Origin of the sequence: Citrobacter freundii complex sp. CFNIH2, from assembly GCF_002880615.1 — a bacterium.
In the GTDB taxonomy this organism is placed as follows: domain Bacteria; phylum Pseudomonadota; class Gammaproteobacteria; order Enterobacterales; family Enterobacteriaceae; genus Citrobacter_A; species Citrobacter_A amalonaticus_F.
Genome location: NZ_CP025757.1, coordinates 5163288 through 5178991 on the forward strand (window position 1 = coordinate 5163288; position 15704 = coordinate 5178991).

A 15704-nucleotide genomic window follows, 5' to 3' on the forward strand; every position below is an offset into this window, starting at 1 on the left:
CTGTGATTTCACGGGCGAAGGCGGACGGGCGCATTTTCATGCGTATTCAGGTTTGTTAATCAGGCATCATTTTCTTGATTAGCAGGGCGAATTGCGCACGTTCCTCGTCATTCAACCGTCCCAGAAACTCCTCGTCCACCTGGTTTCCCAACGGCATGCTTACCTTCAGCAATGCTTCTCCATCAGGAGTCAGATAAACGAAGCGGCGACGTTTATCCAGCGGATCGTTCTCACGCCTCACCAGCCCACGCGTTTCCATCCGGCTCAGCATTTCCGCCAGCGTCGCTTTAGTACTGACGGCGGCTTCCGTCAGGTTAACCTGTTCAATGCCAGGACGTTCCGCAATGGCACGCATCACCGCGTACTGTGGTTTAGTGAGATCCGGCAACGCGTGCTGCCAACGAGCCGTATGTCGCTGGAACAGCTGGCGTAACAGATGAAACGCTTTATTCCGTAACTCCATGAAAACTCCAGGCTAAAAATCATTCCTTCTATCATAACGGGTAACACCGCGTTTTTTAACGAGGAAATCTTAAGCTATACGTGCGAAAAAAAACGGGTGATCTTGTCGCCGTTGTTTCATCAGGGTAATTTAATTGAAAATGTTCGTATGCGAACAAATTATGGAGTGATGAATGAGACTGATTGTGGGGATGACCGGAGCAACAGGGGCGCCGCTGGGCGTGGCGTTGTTGCAAGCGCTGCGGAAGATGCCGGATGTGGAAACGCATCTGGTGATGTCGAAGTGGGCCAAAACCACTATTGAACTGGAAACGCCTTACCGTGCGCGTGATGTCGCCGGACTGGCGGATTTTTGCCATAGCCCGGCGGATCAGGCGGCGACAATCTCGTCTGGTTCGTTTCGTACCGACGGCATGATCGTTATTCCCTGCAGCATGAAAACGTTGGCCGGTATACGCGCTGGTTACGCTGACGGTCTGGTAGGACGCGCAGCCGACGTAGTACTGAAAGAAGGACGCAAACTGGTGCTGGTGCCGCGCGAAATGCCGCTCAGCACGATACATCTCGAAAACATGCTCGCGCTTTCCCGCATGGGCGTGGCGATGGTGCCGCCCATGCCCGCTTTCTATAACCATCCACAGTCCGTTGATGATATTACGCAACACATCGTGGCTCGCGTACTGGATCAGTTTGCGCTGGAGCATCCGAATGCGCGCCGCTGGCAGGGGTTACCGCAGACACAGAATTTTTCACAGGAGAATGAATAATGGCATTTGATGATTTGCGCAGCTTTTTGCAGGCGCTCGACGACCAGGGACAATTGCTGAAAATCAGTGAAGAGGTGAACGCGGAGCCGGATCTGGCCGCGGCTGCTAACGCCACTGGCCGTATTGGCGACGGCGCTCCGGCGCTATGGTTCGATAATATTCGTGGTTTTACCGATGCGCGTGTGGCGATGAATACCATCGGCTCCTGGCAAAATCATGCCATTTCATTGGGCTTACCGCCGAATACGCCAGTGAAAAAGCAGATTGATGAGTTTATCCGTCGCTGGGATAAATTTCCGGTCGCCCCGGAACGCCGCGCGAATCCGGCGTGGGCGGAAAACAGCGTTGATGGTGAAGAGATTAATCTGTTCGATATTTTGCCGCTGTTTCGTCTGAATGACGGCGATGGCGGATTTTATCTGGATAAAGCCTGCGTGGTCTCCCGCGATCCGCTCGACCCGGACAACTTCGGCAAGCAGAACGTCGGTATTTATCGGATGGAAGTGAAGGGCAAGCGTAAGCTGGGCCTGCAACCGGTGCCGATGCACGATATCGCGCTGCATCTGCACAAGGCGGAAGCGCGCGGTGAGGATCTGCCGATCGCCATCACGTAGGGTAACGATCCCATCATTACCCTGATGGGCGCGACACCGCTGAAGTACGATCAGTCCGAATATGAAATGGCGGGGGCGCTGCGTGAAAGTCCGTATCCCATCGCCACTGCGCCGTTGACCGGGTTTGATGTGCCGTGGGGATCGGAAGTGATCCTGGAAGGGGTAATTGAAAGTCGCAAACGCGAAATCGAAGGCCCGTTCGGTGAGTTTACCGGCCACTATTCCGGCGGTCGCAATATGACGGTTGTGCGTATTGATAAGGTGTCGTATCGCAACAAACCGATTTTTGAATCCCTCTATCTCGGTATGCCATGGACGGAAATCGACTATCTGATGGGGCCCGCCACCTGCGTTCCGCTGTACCAGCAACTGAAAGCGGAGTTCCCGGAAGTGCAGGCGGTCAACGCCATGTATACCCATGGCCTGCTGGCGATTATCTCGACTAAAAAGCGCTACGGCGGTTTTGCTCGGGCGGTGGGACTGCGTGCGATGACCACGCCACACGGGCTGGGTTACGTGAAGATGGTGATCATGGTGGATGAAGATGTCGATCCATTCAACCTGCCGCAGGTGATGTGGGCGCTGTCGTCGAAGGTCAACCCGGCGGGGGATCTGGTTCAGCTACCGAATATGTCGGTACTGGAGCTGGATCCGGGCTCCAGTCCGGCGGGGATCACCGATAAGCTGATTATCGACGCCACCACGCCCGTAGCACCGGATAACCGTGGTCACTATAGCCAGCCGGTGTGCGATCTTCCGGAAACCAAAGCCTGGGCTGAAAAGCTGACTGCCATGCTGGCCAACCGTAAATAAGGAGCCTCAGATGATTTGCCCACGTTGTGCCGATGAACATATTGAAGTGATGGCGACCTCGCCCGTGAAAGGGGTCTGGACGGTGTATCAGTGCCAGCATTGCCTGTACACCTGGCGTGATACGGAGCCGCTACGTCGTACCAGCCGCGAACATTATCCGCAGGCGTTTCGGATGACGCAGAAAGATATCGATGAGGCGCCGATGGTTCCGAGTATTCCGCCGCTGCTGACAGAAGATAAGCGATAACGGAGTGCCGGATGGCGGCTGACGCCTGATCCGGCCTGGGAAAGTACAGTACCGTTAGTGTGTAGGCCCGATACGCAAAGCGTCATCGGGCATTTCTTTTACATCAGACTCTTCAGCCGATAGATCCACTCCAGCGCCTGGCGGGGCGACAGAGAATCCGGGTCGAGATTTTCCAGCGCTTCAACGGCAGGTGAGGTCTCTTCGGGAACGGACAACAGCGACATCTGGGTGCCATCCACCTGTGTTGCCGCCGCGTTCGGCGAAATGCTCTCCAGTTCACGCAGTTTCTGCCGCGCACGTTTGATCACCTCTTTCGGAACGCCCGCCAGCGCCGCGACCGCCAGGCCGTAGCTCTTACTGGCCGCACCGTCCTGAACGCTGTGCATAAAGGCGATGGTATCACCGTGCTCCAGTGCGTCCAGATGCACGTTGGCGACGCCTTCCATTTTCTCCGGCAACTGTGTCAGCTCGAAGTAGTGCGTGGCAAACAACGTCAGCGCTTTGATTTTATTCGCCAGATTTTCTGCGCACGCCCACGCCAGCGACAAACCGTCGTAAGTGGATGTCCCGCGGCCAATCTCATCCATTAGCACCAGGCTGTTCTCAGTGGCGTTATGCAGAATGTTGGCTGTTTCGGTCATCTCTACCATGAAGGTGGAGCGCCCGGAAGCCAGATCGTCTGCCGCGCCTACGCGGGTAAAGATACGATCGATGGGACCAATCTCCACCTTCTGCGCCGGTACATAGCTGCCGATATAGGCCAGCAGGGCAATCAGCGCGGTCTGGCGCATGTAGGTACTTTTACCGCCCATGTTTGGCCCGGTAATGATCAGCATTCTGCGCTGTGGTGAGAGGTCCAGGGGGTTGGCGATAAACGGCTCATTCAGTACCTGTTCCACCACCGGATGGCGGCCCTCGGTAATACGAATACCCGGTTTATCGCTGAAGGTTGGACAGGTGTAGTTCAGCGTATATGCGCGTTCGGCCAGATTCACCAGTACATCGAGTTCGGCCAGCGCACTGGCGCTTTGCTGTAGATCCGCCAGGTGCGGCAGCAGCAGGTCGAACAGTTCGTCATAGAGCTGTTTTTCCAGCGCCAGCGCTTTGCCCTTGGAAGTCAGAACTTTATCTTCGTACTCTTTCAGTTCCGGGATGATGTAGCGCTCGGCGTTTTTCAGCGTCTGGCGACGGACATAGTTGATTGGCGCGAGGTGGCTCTGCCCACGACTAATCTGGATGTAATAACCGTGTACCGCGTTGAAGCCGACTTTCAGCGTATCCAGCCCGGTACGTTCACGTTCACGGATTTCCAGCCTGTCGAGATAGTCGGTCGCGCCGTCTGCCAGTGCGCGCCACTCATCGAGCTCTTCGTTGTAGCCCGGCGCGATAACGCCGCCGTCACGGACCAGTACCGGCGGTGCGTCAACGATCGCGCGCTCCAGCAGTTCCCGCAGTTCAGTGAATTCGCCCATTTTCTCGCGCAGCATCTGTACGGGGGCGCTGTCCACCGATTCCAGCTGAGCACGCAGTTCCGGCAGTTGCTGGAAAGCGTGACGCATACGGGCGAGATCGCGCGGACGGGCAGTGCGCAGTGCCAGACGGGCAAGAATACGTTCCAGATCGCCTACCTGGCGCAGCACCGGCTGTAATTCGCTGGTCGCATCCTGTAATGCGCCAATGGTTTGTTGGCGTTCAGTCAGGATTGTCGTGTCACGTACCGGCATGTGCAGCCAGCGTTTGAGCATACGGCTGCCCATCGGCGTCACGGTGCAGTCAAGCACAGAAGCCAGCGTGTTCTCCACGCCGCCAGCCAGATTCTGGGTGATCTCCAGATTGCGGCGCGTCGCGGCATCCATGATGATGCTGTCCTGCTGGCGCTCCATGGTGATAGAGCGAATATGCGGCAGAGATGTACGTTGGGTATCCTTGACGTACTGCAACAGGCAGCCAGCGGCGCAAAGTCCGCGCGGCGCGTTTTCAACGCCAAAGCCAATCAGATCGCGGGTACCAAACTGCAAATTCAACTGCTGACGCGCAGTATCAATTTCAAATTCCCACAGCGGACGACGACGTAATCCTCGACGACCTTCAATCAGCGCCATCTCTGCGAAATCTTCTGCATACAGCAGTTCCGCCGGATTGGTCCGCTGCAGTTCGGCGGCCATCGTCTCGCGATCGGTGGGTTCGCTCAGACGAAAACGACCGGAGCTGATGTCCAGCGTGGCATAACCATAACCTTTGCTGTCCTGCCAGATGGCGGCGAGCAGATTGTCCTGGCGCTCCTGTAGCAGGGCTTCATCACTGATGGTGCCCGGCGTGACAATACGCACGACTTTACGCTCAACCGGCCCTTTACTGGTGGCCGGATCGCCAATTTGCTCACAAATGGCGACGGATTCACCCTGATTAACCAGTTTGGCGAGGTAGTTTTCGACCGCATGATGGGGAATGCCCGCCATCGGGATGGGCTCGCCTGCGGAGGCGCCGCGCTTAGTCAGCGAAATATCGAGCAGTTGCGACGCCCGTTTTGCATCGTCGTAAAAGAGTTCGTAAAAGTCGCCCATGCGATAGAAAAGCAGGATCTCCGGGTGCTGAGCCTTCAGCTTGAGATACTGCTGCATCATTGGGGTGTGGGCGTCGAGATTATCGATTGTACTCATGGAGTTGTGTCCAGTCCCTGAATGTAAATGGGTTGTGATACTTTTAATTTTCGTTGTTATCACATAAGGGACACATGATAGCGGAGATACGCATTTCAGGGAAAGCCAGGATCGACGACTTCTCGATCCTTCTTCCGTTTCAGAATTTTACACCGATTGTTGTTGTCGCAATTCCGAGCGTCGGTCGCGTAATGCGGCAAAAACAAACGCAATGATAAAGATAATAGTGAACAGCACGACGATTGTGGGAGCGGGGGCGCTGTCGAGGAAAAACGACAGATACACACCTAAAAATGAGGTGACCACCGACAACCCCGTCGCCAGCAACAGCGCGCGGGCAAAGCGTCGGGTGAGGAGAACGGCAATCGCGCCAGGGGCGATCAACAGGGAGATCGACAGAATGATCCCCACCGATTTCAGCGTCGCGACGATGGTCAGCGCAATCATGCACAGCAGTCCGTAATGCAGCAAGGTCGTGTTAAGGCCGCTGGCTTTCGCCTGATGTGGATCGAAGGCGTGCAGCAATAAGTCTTTCCATTTGAATGCAATGATCAGAGCGATACCCAGCGCAATGAACGCCGTTTGCCCAATATCGCTCAGCGAAATCCCCAGCATGTCGCCAAACAGAATATGATCGAGGTGAACCTCTGACTGGATAGAGACATAGAGCACCAGTCCGGCGCCAAACATCCCGGAGAAGACGATCCCCATGATGGTGTCGCGTTTGATCCGACTATTGTCGTCGAGATACCCGGTTGCCACCGCGCAGAACAGGCCGGCAATAAACGCGCCGATCGCCAGCGGAATGCCGACAATATATGCCAGTACGATCCCCGGAAAGACGGCATGACTCATGGCATCGCCCATGAGCGCCCAGCCTTTGAGCACCAGAAATACCGACAGTAGCGCGCAGGGAATCGCCACAAGGGCGGAGACGATCAGCGCATTGACCATAAAGTCGAACTGAAAGGGTTCCAGCAGGGTGGTCAGAAACATGACGACTCCTTACGTCGTGCGCGACGGCGGTTCGCCAGCAGGCCGTGTTTGGGAGCAAAAACGAACGCCAGCAGGAATAACATGGTTTGCAGCACCACAATGATCCCGCCGGTCGCCCCGTCCAGCCAGTAGCTGAGCCAGGCGCCGAAAAAACTGGTCACACTGCCGATCGCAACGGCGATCATAAGAAGGCGTGGAAAGCGGTCGGTCAGCAGCCAGGCGGTGGCGCCTGGCGTCACGACCAGGCAGATCACCAGAAATGCCCCCACGGTTTGCAGCGCGGCGACGGTGGACACCGATAACAGAGTGAAAAACAGCAGCTTCAGACGAGCCGGATGCAGACCAATGGATCGGGCGTGGTTTTCATCGAAAAAAGTGACCATCAGATCCTTCCACTTCAGCAGCAGGATGAGCAGGGAAACCGTGCCGATAATCGCCAGTTGCACAATGTCTTCCGGCGCGATGGCCAGCACGTTGCCGAGAATGATGGTCTGAATATTCACCGACATCGGGTTGAGCGACACCATAAACAGCCCGATGCCAAAGAATGACGAGAAGATCAGGCCAATAATGGCATCTTCTTTAAGCCGCGAACGCTGGTTCAGAAACAGCATACTGCCTGCTGCCAGGCCACCGGAGAGAAAGGCACCGAGCGAGAAGGGCAAGCCGAGCATGTAGGCACCGGCAACGCCTGGCACGATGGAGTGTGACAGCGCATCGCCAATCAACGACCAGCCTTTAAGCATTAAATAGCAGGAGAGAAAGGCGCACAAGCCGCCCACCATCGCTGATACCCACATCGCATTGAGCATGTACTGATAACCAAAGGGCTCTGTCAGCCAGTTCATGATGACTCTCCGTCGCCTGCCGTACGCCGGGAGATAAACGGGCGTTCGTCGTCGGTAATGATGTGCTCTTCGCCGCCGCTGAGCGCGACGTGACGCAGGACGCCGCTGAACGCCAGTTCAAGGTTTTCGGCGGTAAAGGTGGTTTCGGTCGGGCCGCTCGCCAGCACGGTGCCTTTGATCATCACCGTATAATCACAGAATTCGGTGACTGACCCGAGATTGTGGGTGGAGACCAGCATGGTGCGCCCCTCATCGCGCAACTCGCGTAGCAGCGCAATAATGCGCGCTTCAGTTTTGACATCGACGCCGGTAAAAGGCTCATCCAGCAGAATGACCTGGCCATCCTGGGCGATGGCTCTGGCGAGGAAGACGCGTTTTTTCTGCCCGCCGGAAAGCTCGCCAATCTGTCGGTAGCGGTATTCCAGCATATCCACCCGCGCCAGCGCAGCGTCAACGCTGGCATGATCCTGAGCCTTCGGGCGACGCAGCCAGCCCATATGCCCGTAGCGGCCCATCATCACCACGTCTTCCACCAGCACCGGAAACGACCAGTCGACCTCTTCGGACTGCGGGACGTAAGCAATCAGATTCTGCTTCAGCGCGTTATTCACCGGTTGTCGCAGGATAGAAATCTCGCCGTCGGCCAGACGAACAAAACCCATCAGCGCCTTGAACAACGTTGATTTTCCCGACCCGTTGACCCCCACCAGCGCGGCAATCGAACCGCCCGGCACCTGAAAAGTAGCATCGCGTAGTGCGGTATGACCATTGCGATACGTCACCGTCACCTGATTCACGGTAATCGCCGATTGACTCATTTCTGACTCCTCAGACCGTCATTGATGCCACTGACAATGGTTTCGGTCGTGACGCGCAGCAGATCGAGATAAGTGGGGACGGGGCCATCGGCGGCGCTCAGGGAATCGACATACAGCACGCCGCCGTAATGTGCGCCGGATTCCCGCGCGACCTGGCGGGCCGGTTTATCTGACACGGTGCTTTCACTGAATACGGTCGGGATCTGATGCGCTCTGATCGCATCGATCACTTTACGTACCTGTTTGGGCGTTCCCTGCTGATCGGCATTGATCGGCCAGAGATACAGCTCTTGCAGATCGTTATCGCGGGCAAGATAAGAGAACGCCCCTTCGCTGGTGACCAGCCAGCGTTTATCGGCAGGGATTTTTGCCAGCGCGGCATGGAGAGGGGCCAGCGTCTGGTGAATTTGCGCTTTATAACGTTCGGCATTTTTCTGGTAAACCGCGGCGTTATCCGGATCGTATTTCGCCAGCGCGTCACGAATATTGTCGACGTAGATCATCGCGTTTTCCGCCGACATCCAGGCGTGAGGATTAGGTTTACCGTTATACGGCCCTTCGCTGATGCCCATTGGTTTCACCCCATCAGACACAGTTACGTCCGGCACACCCGACAAATTCTGGTAGAAGCGGGCAAACCACAGCTCCAGATTCAGACCGTTAGAGAGGATCAGTTGCGCCCCCTGCGCTCGCTTAATGTCGCCCGGTGTGGGTTGATACTCATGAATTTCCGCGCCGGGTTTGGTGATCGAACTGACATTGGCCGCCTCACCCGCCACGTTTTGCGCCATGTCAGCAATGATCGTGAAAGTGGTAACGACATTGAGCTTCTCTTTGGCGTAAGCAGGTGACAGCACGAAGATGGCCAGCACAGCAGCCAGCAGAGACGAGGTCAGACGGGGGAGGTGCGACATAGTATCCCTCATAAAAAAAGTGGTTAATTATTCATCAAATATAGCCTTTGCTATGTTATATAGCACAAGGCATACATAAAGATAGTGTTAAATGAAAATAATTCTTATTTGAGCTGGAAAGGACGTGTCACCTTTGGGTGATAGTGTCGTGAGAATTTAAGTTGTAGAATAAATACACCTTAATGTTGTGGAGGGCGCATCATGTCCGGCAAGCGCATTGCTCGCGAAAAACTGACGATTAAAAAGATGATCGCGCTGTACGAGAGCCAGTGTCCGCAGGCATCAGATGAGCCGGAACACTACGACGCGCTGTTTGCCTATGCGCAAAAACGTCTGGATAAGTGCGTCTTTGGCGAGGAGAAACCGGCCTGTAAACAGTGTCCCGTGCACTGCTATCAGCCAGCGAAGCGTGAAGAGATGAAGCAGATCATGCGCTGGGCGGGGCCGAGAATGCTCTGGCGTCATCCAATCCTGACCGTTCGTCATCTTATCGACGATAAACGTCCCGTACCGGAACTGCCGGAAAAATATCAGCGCAAGAAGTAAGGCGTTAGTAAGCCCGATGAATATTACGTCATCGGGCGCCTGAGTTACGCTTTGGTGGCAATCAGAATTGCTGAGGCTTTAATCAGCGCGATAACGCGGCTGCCCTGCCTCAGTTTCATCTCTTGCTGACTCTCATTGGTGACGACTGCCACAATCTCAAATCCGGCATCGGTTTTGATGTGGACAGTGGCATTGACTGCGCCTTCGGTGACCTGATAAACGCTACCGGCGAACTGGTTGCGGGCTGAAAATTTCAGACCACAATCTTCTGTTGCCAGGGTGACCCACGGCGCTTTGATCAGCGCGATGGCGTCTTTGCCTTTCACCAGACCCAGCGCCTGCTGGCTGCTGTGGGTGACGATAGCGACCAGTTTTGCACCGCCTGCCAGCGTCAGCTCTACTTCGTCGTTGACTGCGCCTGTCGCGACTGCGCTAACCGTACCGGTCAATTGATTACGTGCTGATACCGCCATGTTGCCTCCTTTTGTTTATGTTCCACAGAGTATAGCCGGAACGGCTTACACTAATGCATCCTTATCAATCCCTAAACGCTTCATGCGTGACAACAGCGTTGTACGCTTGAGTCCGAGGCGCTGTGCCGCCCCTTTCGGCCCTGCGACCACGCCGTTGGTTTCCTTCAGCACCCGCATGATGAGCTGATATTCGTCTTCCCCTTCCTGGGCGACTTCGGTCGCAACGGGCGGTTCGCCTGGCGAGAGCATGCCGATATCCGGCAGCGAGAGTTGCAGTACGCTTCCTCGTGTCAGCAGAACGGCACGTTCAACCACGTTCTCCAGTTCGCGCACGTTACCCGGCCACTCCATATTGCTGAGGATGCGCAGGGTTTCCGCCGGGATACTGTCGATGTTACGCCCCAGGCGGCGAGCGATTTTAAAGGTGAACGCTTTCACCAGCAGGGGGATATCTTCCGGGCGTTCGCGCAGCGGCGGAAGCTGGATCGGAAAAACGTTGAGACGGTAGTAGAGATCGCTACGAAACTCGCGATCCTCGACCATTTTTTTCAGGTCACGGTTGGTGGCGGCGATCAGACGCACGTCGGTCTGGATCAATTTATTGCTGCCCAGACGCTCAAATTCCTGTTCCTGCAAGACGCGCAGGAGCTTAGGCTGTAATTCCAGCGGCATATCGCCCACTTCATCCAGGAACAAAGAACTTTTATCCGCCAGCTCAAAGCGGCCAATGCGCTGCGCACTGGCACCGGTGAAGGCGCCGCGTTCGTGGCCGAACAGGTCACTTTCCAGCAGGCCCGCGGGCATCGCGGCGCAGTTCATCTTCACCATCCGGCGTGCATTACGCCCACTCAGATTGTGTATTGCGCGGGCAATCAGCTCTTTCCCGGTGCCGGTTTCACCGAGGATCAGCACGGTGCTGTCGCTCTGAGCTACCATCTCGACTTGCTTGAGCACGCTGTACATCGCATCGCTGCGCCCGATGATTTCACCAAACTCGCTGTCGACATTATTGAGCTGTTCGGTGAGCGCCAGGTTTTCATCCACCAGCCGCTCTTTCAGCCGATGGATTTCCTGATAGGCGAGGGCGTTATCGACGGCGATGGCGACGCGCCCGGCAATCTGGCGCAGCAGGTTCAGGTTGGCGGTGGTAAACACTTTTTCTTCACACTGCGCCAGCTTGAGCACGCCGAGCATGGTGTTGCCCGACATCAGCGGCAGCAGGCACAGCGTCTGAATCTGGTTGCCCCACGTATCGAACAGCATGCGTTCATAGGGGGCCAGCGCGTCCCGTTCGTTTAGGTTAATCAGCAGCATCTCTTTGCTTTTAAACACCCGTTCCGTCAGGGTACCAGCTTCATCGACTTCGCTTTGTTCGTGTGCGGGATGATTTTCATCGAGGTAGTGAGTGGAGTAAATGCTGAGCTTATTTTTACGGTGGCTGCGCAGGACAATGCTGATGTCGTCGATATTGAAATAGTGATGGATCTCTTTGGCGACTTCGCTCACCAGCTCATCCATGTCGAGCCGGGAGAGAACGGCGTTAGTGATGGCGACCAGAATACGAAAGTTGTCGCGTTCGCGGCACAAGAGATCGTAATCGACGTTGTTCGTGACCCGGCACTGAATTTGCTCCGCCACCACGCCGACAATCTGGGTGAAGGTTTGCAGACGCTCGTACTCTTTTTCGCTCCAGGGACGATCGTCGTTACGGATAAATTCGCAGCCGCCAAAAATGCGCCCATCCGCCGCCAGCGGCAGCAGGCAGTAGTGGCCGAATGGCGCGTAAAGTCCGCCAGCGGCCAGTTGCGGCCAGGTTTCCGAAAATTCGTGATAATTGCAGTGCAGGGCATCGGGGCGAGAGAGGATACGGCGGACCGGGCCGTGGGCCAGCACGGTTTCATCTTCGTAGATGACAGGTTTGCCGTCATCGCGCGTGGCGTACCAGGACGCCCGCTGTGTCTGCGCTTGCCACAACACAATCGCCGCGCTGTCGGCAAGCGCCGAGCGCTTTACCAGTTGCGAAAGCGCCTCGCTTAGCGATTGCAGGTCGGGCTGCTGTAACAATGTGCGAGTGATGTCGAACAATCCTTGCTGCCCGAGATCGCTCATCGGTGTATACGACATATTGCTTTTCCAGGAAAGTACCGCTGCGCGGTGCAAAAGGTACATGAATTATAGGTATTCTTTTTAAACGTCTGCCGGATGGCGGCTACGACTTATCCGGCCTACGGACAACGCGTTACCCGTAGACCCGGTAAGCGTAGCGCCACCGGGCAATATAATCAGCAAATACGCGGCAGCGGTTCTGCATGCGGTAAATCCAGTGTGCGCTTCACGCCGTAAAGACCGGCCAGACGCACGCCTTTACGTTCGACCACTTCGCCAATCAGTGCCGCATCGCGCCCCAGCGGATGGGCATGCAACGCCGCCAACACCTGCCCGGCCGCCTGACGTTCAACGGCAATGACCAGCTTGCCTTCGTTTGCGAAGTTGAGCGCATCCAGACCCAGCAGTTCACATACTCCACGAACGGCAGGCTTCACGGGAAGTGTGGATTCGGACAGCTCAATGCCAAAACCGCAGGCGGCGGCAAACTCATGGGCGACCGCGTTCACGCCGCCACGCGTCGCGTCGCGCAGGGCTTTCACGCCGGGAATATCGCGCAACGACTGAATCAGTGGAGTTAATACCGCGCAGTCGCTGACCAGTTCGCCATCCAGTCCTAACTGTTCACGCAGATTAAGAATAGTGGCTCCGTGATCGCCCAGCGTGCCGCTGACCAGCAGCACGTCGCCCGCAGCCAGGGTCTGCGCCCCCCAGTGAATATTGGCCGGAATCGCCCCCATGCCCGCGGTGTTGATGAACAATTTATCCGCTGCGCCACGCTGAACAACTTTGGTATCGCCGGTCACGATCGCGATATTGGCCTCACGCGCGGTGGCGGCCATGCTGTTTACCACGCTTTTCAGCGTCTCCATTGGCAGCCCTTCTTCGAGGATAAAGCCGCAAGAGAGATAGCGAGGGATTGCGCCGCTGACGGCGACGTCATTGGCGGTGCCGCAGATCGCCAGTTTGCCGATGTTGCCGCCGGGGAAAAACAGTGGGTCAATGACGTAGCTGTCGGTAGAGAACGCCAGCCGATCGCCTTCAGCGACCAGTTGCGCCAGTTCCAGACGCGCCTGATCTTCCTGCTCCGCCAGCCACGGGTTAGCGAAGGCTTCCATAAACAGACTGTTAATCAGTTGCTGCATGGCCTGACCGCCGCTGCCGTGGGCGAGTTGTACGCTGTTCATGCTTCACACTCCTGCTGACGATACTGATACCAGGCGGCGCATGCGCCTTCTGAAGAGACCATCAGTGCGCCGAAGGCGGTCTCTGGATTACAGGTCTTGCCAAACAACGGGCACTGATGCGGTTTACATTTCCCGGTCAGCACGTCGCCGCAGCGCGCGCGCGGGTCGTCGTAAACCTGCTGAGGTGCCGGGCGGAAATGCGCTTCGGCATCAAAACGCTGATAGTCAGGCGTCAAATGCACGCCGGACGATTCAATCACCCCCAGACCGCGCCACTCGCTGTCGCCGGTGACGCAAAATACGTCGGCAATAGCCTGTTGCGCTAACAGGTTGCCGGCGTCAGGCACCACGCGGCGGTACTGGTTCTCGACCTGGCTGTGGGCCGCTATTTTCTGCTCAACCAGCATCACGACGCCTTGCAGTAGATCAAGGGGTTCGAATCCAGCGACCACCAGCGGACGATGAAACTCGCTGGCGATAAAATGATAGGCGTCGGTACCGATCACCATGCTGACGTGGCCCGGCGCGAGGAACGCATCGATGCCGTTATCGGGCTGCTCCAGCAGACTGCGCAGGGTTGGAATGAGTGTGATGTGCTGACAGAAGAAGTAAAAATTCTGCACGTCGCGCAGTTTTGCCTGTTGCAGGGTAATGGCGGTCGTCGGCATGGTTGTTTCAAAGCCGAGACCGAAAAACACGACTTTACGCGTTGGGTTTTCCTGCGCCAGTTTGAGCGCATCCATCGGCGAGTAGACGATGCGAATATCCGCACCGCGCGCTTTCGCCTGCAACAGCGAGCCTTGTTTCCCCGGCACGCGCATGGCGTCGCCAAAGGTACAGAAAATCACCTCCGGATGGCTGGCAATTTCTACGCAGCTGTCGATACGTCCCATCGGCAGTACGCAGACCGGACAACCCGGGCCGTGGATAAACTCCACATTATCAGGGAGCAACTGGTCGAGACCAAATTTGAAGATCGCGTGCGTATGGCCGCCGCAGACTTCCATAATGCGCAACGGACGTTCGGCGGTGTACGGCAGATGCGCGGCACGTTCACGCAGGTGTTCAATCAGTTGCATCACCTGTTCCGGCGCGCGGTATTCGTCAACAAAACGCATTATTTTTCCTCGCCATACAGCAAAGCGCCGACGTCCGGCTCAACATCAAACATGTTCTGGAGCGCATCGAGGGTGTCGCGCGCTTCGGCTTCGTTAATCACGCTCATGGCAAAACCGACGTGGACCAGTACCCACTGGCCCAGACGAGGTTCGCCGTGCTCATCACAACGGCCGACCAGCGTCAGATCGACGTCGCGCTGAATGCCGCAAACGTCGACTTTCGCCAGATTACCTTCAATGGTGCGGATTTGGCCGGGAACGCCTATGCACATCGCTGTGCCTCCAGCCAGTTCAGCCACTGATCCATCCCTTCGCCGCTGGTGGCGGAAATCAGGATGATCTCGATATCCGGATTAACTTCCCGGGCGCTGGCAATGCACTTCTCAACGTCGAAATTCAGGTACGGTAGCAGGTCGACTTTGTTGAGCAGCATCAGCGAGGCGGCGGCGAACATATGCGGGTATTTCAGCGGCTTGTCTTCGCCTTCGGTGACAGAAAGCACCGCCACTTTATGGCGTTCGCCGAGATCAAAACTCGCCGGGCAGACGAGATTGCCGACGTTTTCGATAAACAGAATGCCGCGGTCTTCCAGCGGCAGACGCGGCGCGGCATCGGCAATCATCTGCGCATCAAGGTGGCAGCCCTTACCGGTGTTGACCTGGATTGCCGGTGTGCCGGTAGCCCGAATGCGGGCGGCATCGTTGACCGTCTGCTGGTCGCCTTCAATGACGGCGCACGGCACGCTGTCTTTCAGCTTCATCAGCGTTTCGGTGAGCAGCGTTGTTTTACCGGAACCCGGGCTGGAGACGAGGTTGAGCACCAGTTGATGGCGCGCGGCGAAGCGGGCGCGGTTACGTTCGGCCAGCCGGTTGTTCTTATCCAGTACGTCGATTTCCACTTCCAGCATACGCCGCTGGCTCATGCCTGGCGCATGGGTCCCGGCTTCACCGTGACCGTAGTGCAGATCGCCTTCTTCGGTCTGGCTCGGGGTGAATTCGGACGTTTTGATGCCGGTAATATTCAGCGCCGGGCGAGCTGCCGGGGCAAAAGGCGCGCTGCGAAACGCAGAATGAGGGTTATGCTCATCACCCTCTATATAAAGGTTGCCTTCAGCGCAACCGCATGTTGTACACAT

General features: G+C 56.5%; 15 protein-coding genes and 1 pseudogene. 4 read left to right on the forward strand and 12 right to left on the reverse strand.

Annotated elements, in window-relative coordinates:
• Positions 1-55 precede the first annotated feature (55 nt).
• Positions 56-463: a MarR family winged helix-turn-helix transcriptional regulator gene (locus tag WM46_RS25300; RefSeq protein WP_102603694.1), complete on the reverse strand. Its 408-nt coding sequence runs from the start codon at positions 461-463 to the stop codon at positions 56-58.
• 172 nt (positions 464-635) lie between these two features.
• On the opposite strand from WM46_RS25300, the gene WM46_RS25305 reads away from it, so the two are divergent.
• The 3 genes and pseudogenes from WM46_RS25305 to WM46_RS25315 all read left to right on the forward strand — a co-directional run bounded on the left by WM46_RS25305 (position 636) and on the right by WM46_RS25315 (position 2903).
• Positions 636-1229 carry a non-oxidative hydroxyarylic acid decarboxylases subunit B gene (locus WM46_RS25305; protein WP_061075110.1) on the forward strand — a complete coding sequence of 198 codons (594 nt, stop codon included), beginning with the start codon at positions 636-638 and terminating at the stop codon, positions 1227-1229.
• Positions 1229-2656, forward strand: a pseudogene (locus WM46_RS25310) (non-oxidative hydroxyarylic acid decarboxylases subunit C). The gene WM46_RS25305 and the pseudogene WM46_RS25310 overlap by 1 nt, the downstream one beginning before the upstream one ends.
• Before the next feature lie 10 nt (positions 2657-2666).
• Positions 2667-2903: a non-oxidative hydroxyarylic acid decarboxylases subunit D gene (locus tag WM46_RS25315; protein WP_061075108.1), complete on the forward strand. Its 237-nt coding sequence runs from the start codon at positions 2667-2669 to the stop codon at positions 2901-2903.
• 98 nt (positions 2904-3001) lie between these two features.
• Here WM46_RS25315 and mutS read toward each other — a convergent pair whose 3' ends face one another.
• The 5 genes from mutS to WM46_RS25340 form a co-directional block, all read right to left on the reverse strand.
• Positions 3002-5563 (reverse strand): DNA mismatch repair protein MutS, encoded by a 2562-nt coding sequence (gene mutS, locus WM46_RS25320; RefSeq protein WP_102603695.1) that lies wholly within the window; start codon positions 5561-5563, stop codon positions 3002-3004.
• 147 nt (positions 5564-5710) lie between these two features.
• Positions 5711-6559, reverse strand: coding sequence for an iron/manganese ABC transporter permease subunit SitD (sitD, locus tag WM46_RS25325; protein ID WP_102603696.1), 849 nt, complete (start codon positions 6557-6559; stop codon positions 5711-5713).
• Positions 6550-7407 carry an iron/manganese ABC transporter permease subunit SitC gene (gene sitC, locus WM46_RS25330; protein ID WP_102603697.1) on the reverse strand — a complete coding sequence of 286 codons (858 nt, stop codon included), beginning with the start codon at positions 7405-7407 and terminating at the stop codon, positions 6550-6552. The genes sitD and sitC overlap by 10 nt, the downstream gene beginning before the upstream one ends.
• Positions 7404-8225 carry an iron/manganese ABC transporter ATP-binding protein SitB gene (gene sitB, locus WM46_RS25335; protein WP_102603698.1) on the reverse strand — a complete coding sequence of 274 codons (822 nt, stop codon included), beginning with the start codon at positions 8223-8225 and terminating at the stop codon, positions 7404-7406. The genes sitC and sitB overlap by 4 nt, the downstream gene beginning before the upstream one ends.
• A complete protein-coding gene (locus tag WM46_RS25340) occupies positions 8222-9139 on the reverse strand; it encodes a metal ABC transporter substrate-binding protein (RefSeq protein WP_102603699.1) in 918 nt (305 codons plus the stop codon). Before WM46_RS25340 ends, sitB begins: the two co-directional genes overlap by 4 nt.
• Before the next feature lie 201 nt (positions 9140-9340).
• Here WM46_RS25340 and WM46_RS25345 point away from each other — a divergent pair, with 201 nt between their 5' ends.
• Complete coding sequence (locus WM46_RS25345) at positions 9341-9685, forward strand: nitrous oxide-stimulated promoter family protein (protein WP_046486428.1); 345 nt, start codon at positions 9341-9343, stop codon at positions 9683-9685.
• A gap of 44 nt (positions 9686-9729) precedes the next feature.
• On the opposite strand, the gene WM46_RS25350 is transcribed toward WM46_RS25345, so the two are convergent.
• From WM46_RS25350 to hypB, 6 genes are all read right to left on the reverse strand, one after another.
• Positions 9730-10158 carry a molybdopterin-binding protein gene (locus WM46_RS25350; RefSeq protein ID WP_102603700.1) on the reverse strand — a complete coding sequence of 143 codons (429 nt, stop codon included), beginning with the start codon at positions 10156-10158 and terminating at the stop codon, positions 9730-9732.
• A gap of 45 nt (positions 10159-10203) precedes the next feature.
• On the reverse strand, positions 10204-12282 hold the full coding sequence (gene flhA, locus WM46_RS25355) for a formate hydrogenlyase transcriptional activator FlhA (protein ID WP_061075095.1): 2079 nt from the start codon (positions 12280-12282) through the stop codon (positions 10204-10206).
• 158 nt (positions 12283-12440) lie between these two features.
• Complete coding sequence (hypE, locus tag WM46_RS25360) at positions 12441-13451, reverse strand: hydrogenase maturation carbamoyl dehydratase HypE (protein WP_061075094.1); 1011 nt, start codon at positions 13449-13451, stop codon at positions 12441-12443.
• Positions 13448-14569, reverse strand: a complete 1122-nt coding sequence (gene hypD / locus WM46_RS25365; protein WP_044266644.1) for a hydrogenase formation protein HypD — start codon at positions 14567-14569, stop codon at positions 13448-13450. Before hypD ends, hypE begins: the two co-directional genes overlap by 4 nt.
• Positions 14569-14841, reverse strand: coding sequence for a HypC/HybG/HupF family hydrogenase formation chaperone (locus WM46_RS25370; protein WP_061075092.1), 273 nt, complete (start codon positions 14839-14841; stop codon positions 14569-14571). Before WM46_RS25370 ends, hypD begins: the two co-directional genes overlap by 1 nt.
• Complete coding sequence (hypB, locus tag WM46_RS25375; protein ID WP_102603701.1) at positions 14832-15704, reverse strand: hydrogenase nickel incorporation protein HypB; 873 nt, start codon at positions 15702-15704, stop codon at positions 14832-14834. The genes WM46_RS25370 and hypB overlap by 10 nt, the downstream gene beginning before the upstream one ends.

Excerpts from the sequence above, each read along its gene's own strand:
- sitB (WP_102603698.1), bottom strand. The coding sequence starts at position 8,225 with ATGAGTCAATCGGCGATTACCGTGAATCAGGTGACGGTGACGTATCGC.
- WM46_RS25340 (WP_102603699.1), bottom strand. The coding sequence starts at position 9,139 with ATGTCGCACCTCCCCCGTCTGACCTCGTCTCTGCTGGCTGCTGTGCTG.
- WM46_RS25370 (WP_061075092.1), bottom strand. The coding sequence starts at position 14,841 with ATGTGCATAGGCGTTCCCGGCCAAATCCGCACCATTGAAGGTAATCTG.
- WM46_RS25315 (WP_061075108.1), top strand. The coding sequence starts at position 2,667 with ATGATTTGCCCACGTTGTGCCGATGAACATATTGAAGTGATGGCGACC.
- hypD (WP_044266644.1), bottom strand. The coding sequence starts at position 14,569 with ATGCGTTTTGTTGACGAATACCGCGCGCCGGAACAGGTGATGCAACTG.
- hypE (WP_061075094.1), bottom strand. The coding sequence starts at position 13,451 with ATGAACAGCGTACAACTCGCCCACGGCAGCGGCGGTCAGGCCATGCAG.
- sitD (WP_102603696.1), bottom strand. The coding sequence starts at position 6,559 with ATGTTTCTGACCACCCTGCTGGAACCCTTTCAGTTCGACTTTATGGTC.
- mutS (WP_102603695.1), bottom strand. The coding sequence starts at position 5,563 with ATGAGTACAATCGATAATCTCGACGCCCACACCCCAATGATGCAGCAG.
- WM46_RS25345 (WP_046486428.1), top strand. The coding sequence starts at position 9,341 with ATGTCCGGCAAGCGCATTGCTCGCGAAAAACTGACGATTAAAAAGATG.
- WM46_RS25300 (WP_102603694.1), bottom strand. The coding sequence starts at position 463 with ATGGAGTTACGGAATAAAGCGTTTCATCTGTTACGCCAGCTGTTCCAG.
- WM46_RS25305 (WP_061075110.1), top strand. The coding sequence starts at position 636 with ATGAGACTGATTGTGGGGATGACCGGAGCAACAGGGGCGCCGCTGGGC.
- hypB (WP_102603701.1), bottom strand. The coding sequence starts at position 15,704 with ATGTGTACAACATGCGGTTGCGCTGAAGGCAACCTTTATATAGAGGGT.
- WM46_RS25350 (WP_102603700.1), bottom strand. The coding sequence starts at position 10,158 with ATGGCGGTATCAGCACGTAATCAATTGACCGGTACGGTTAGCGCAGTC.
- sitC (WP_102603697.1), bottom strand. The coding sequence starts at position 7,407 with ATGAACTGGCTGACAGAGCCCTTTGGTTATCAGTACATGCTCAATGCG.
- flhA (WP_061075095.1), bottom strand. The coding sequence starts at position 12,282 with ATGTCGTATACACCGATGAGCGATCTCGGGCAGCAAGGATTGTTCGAC.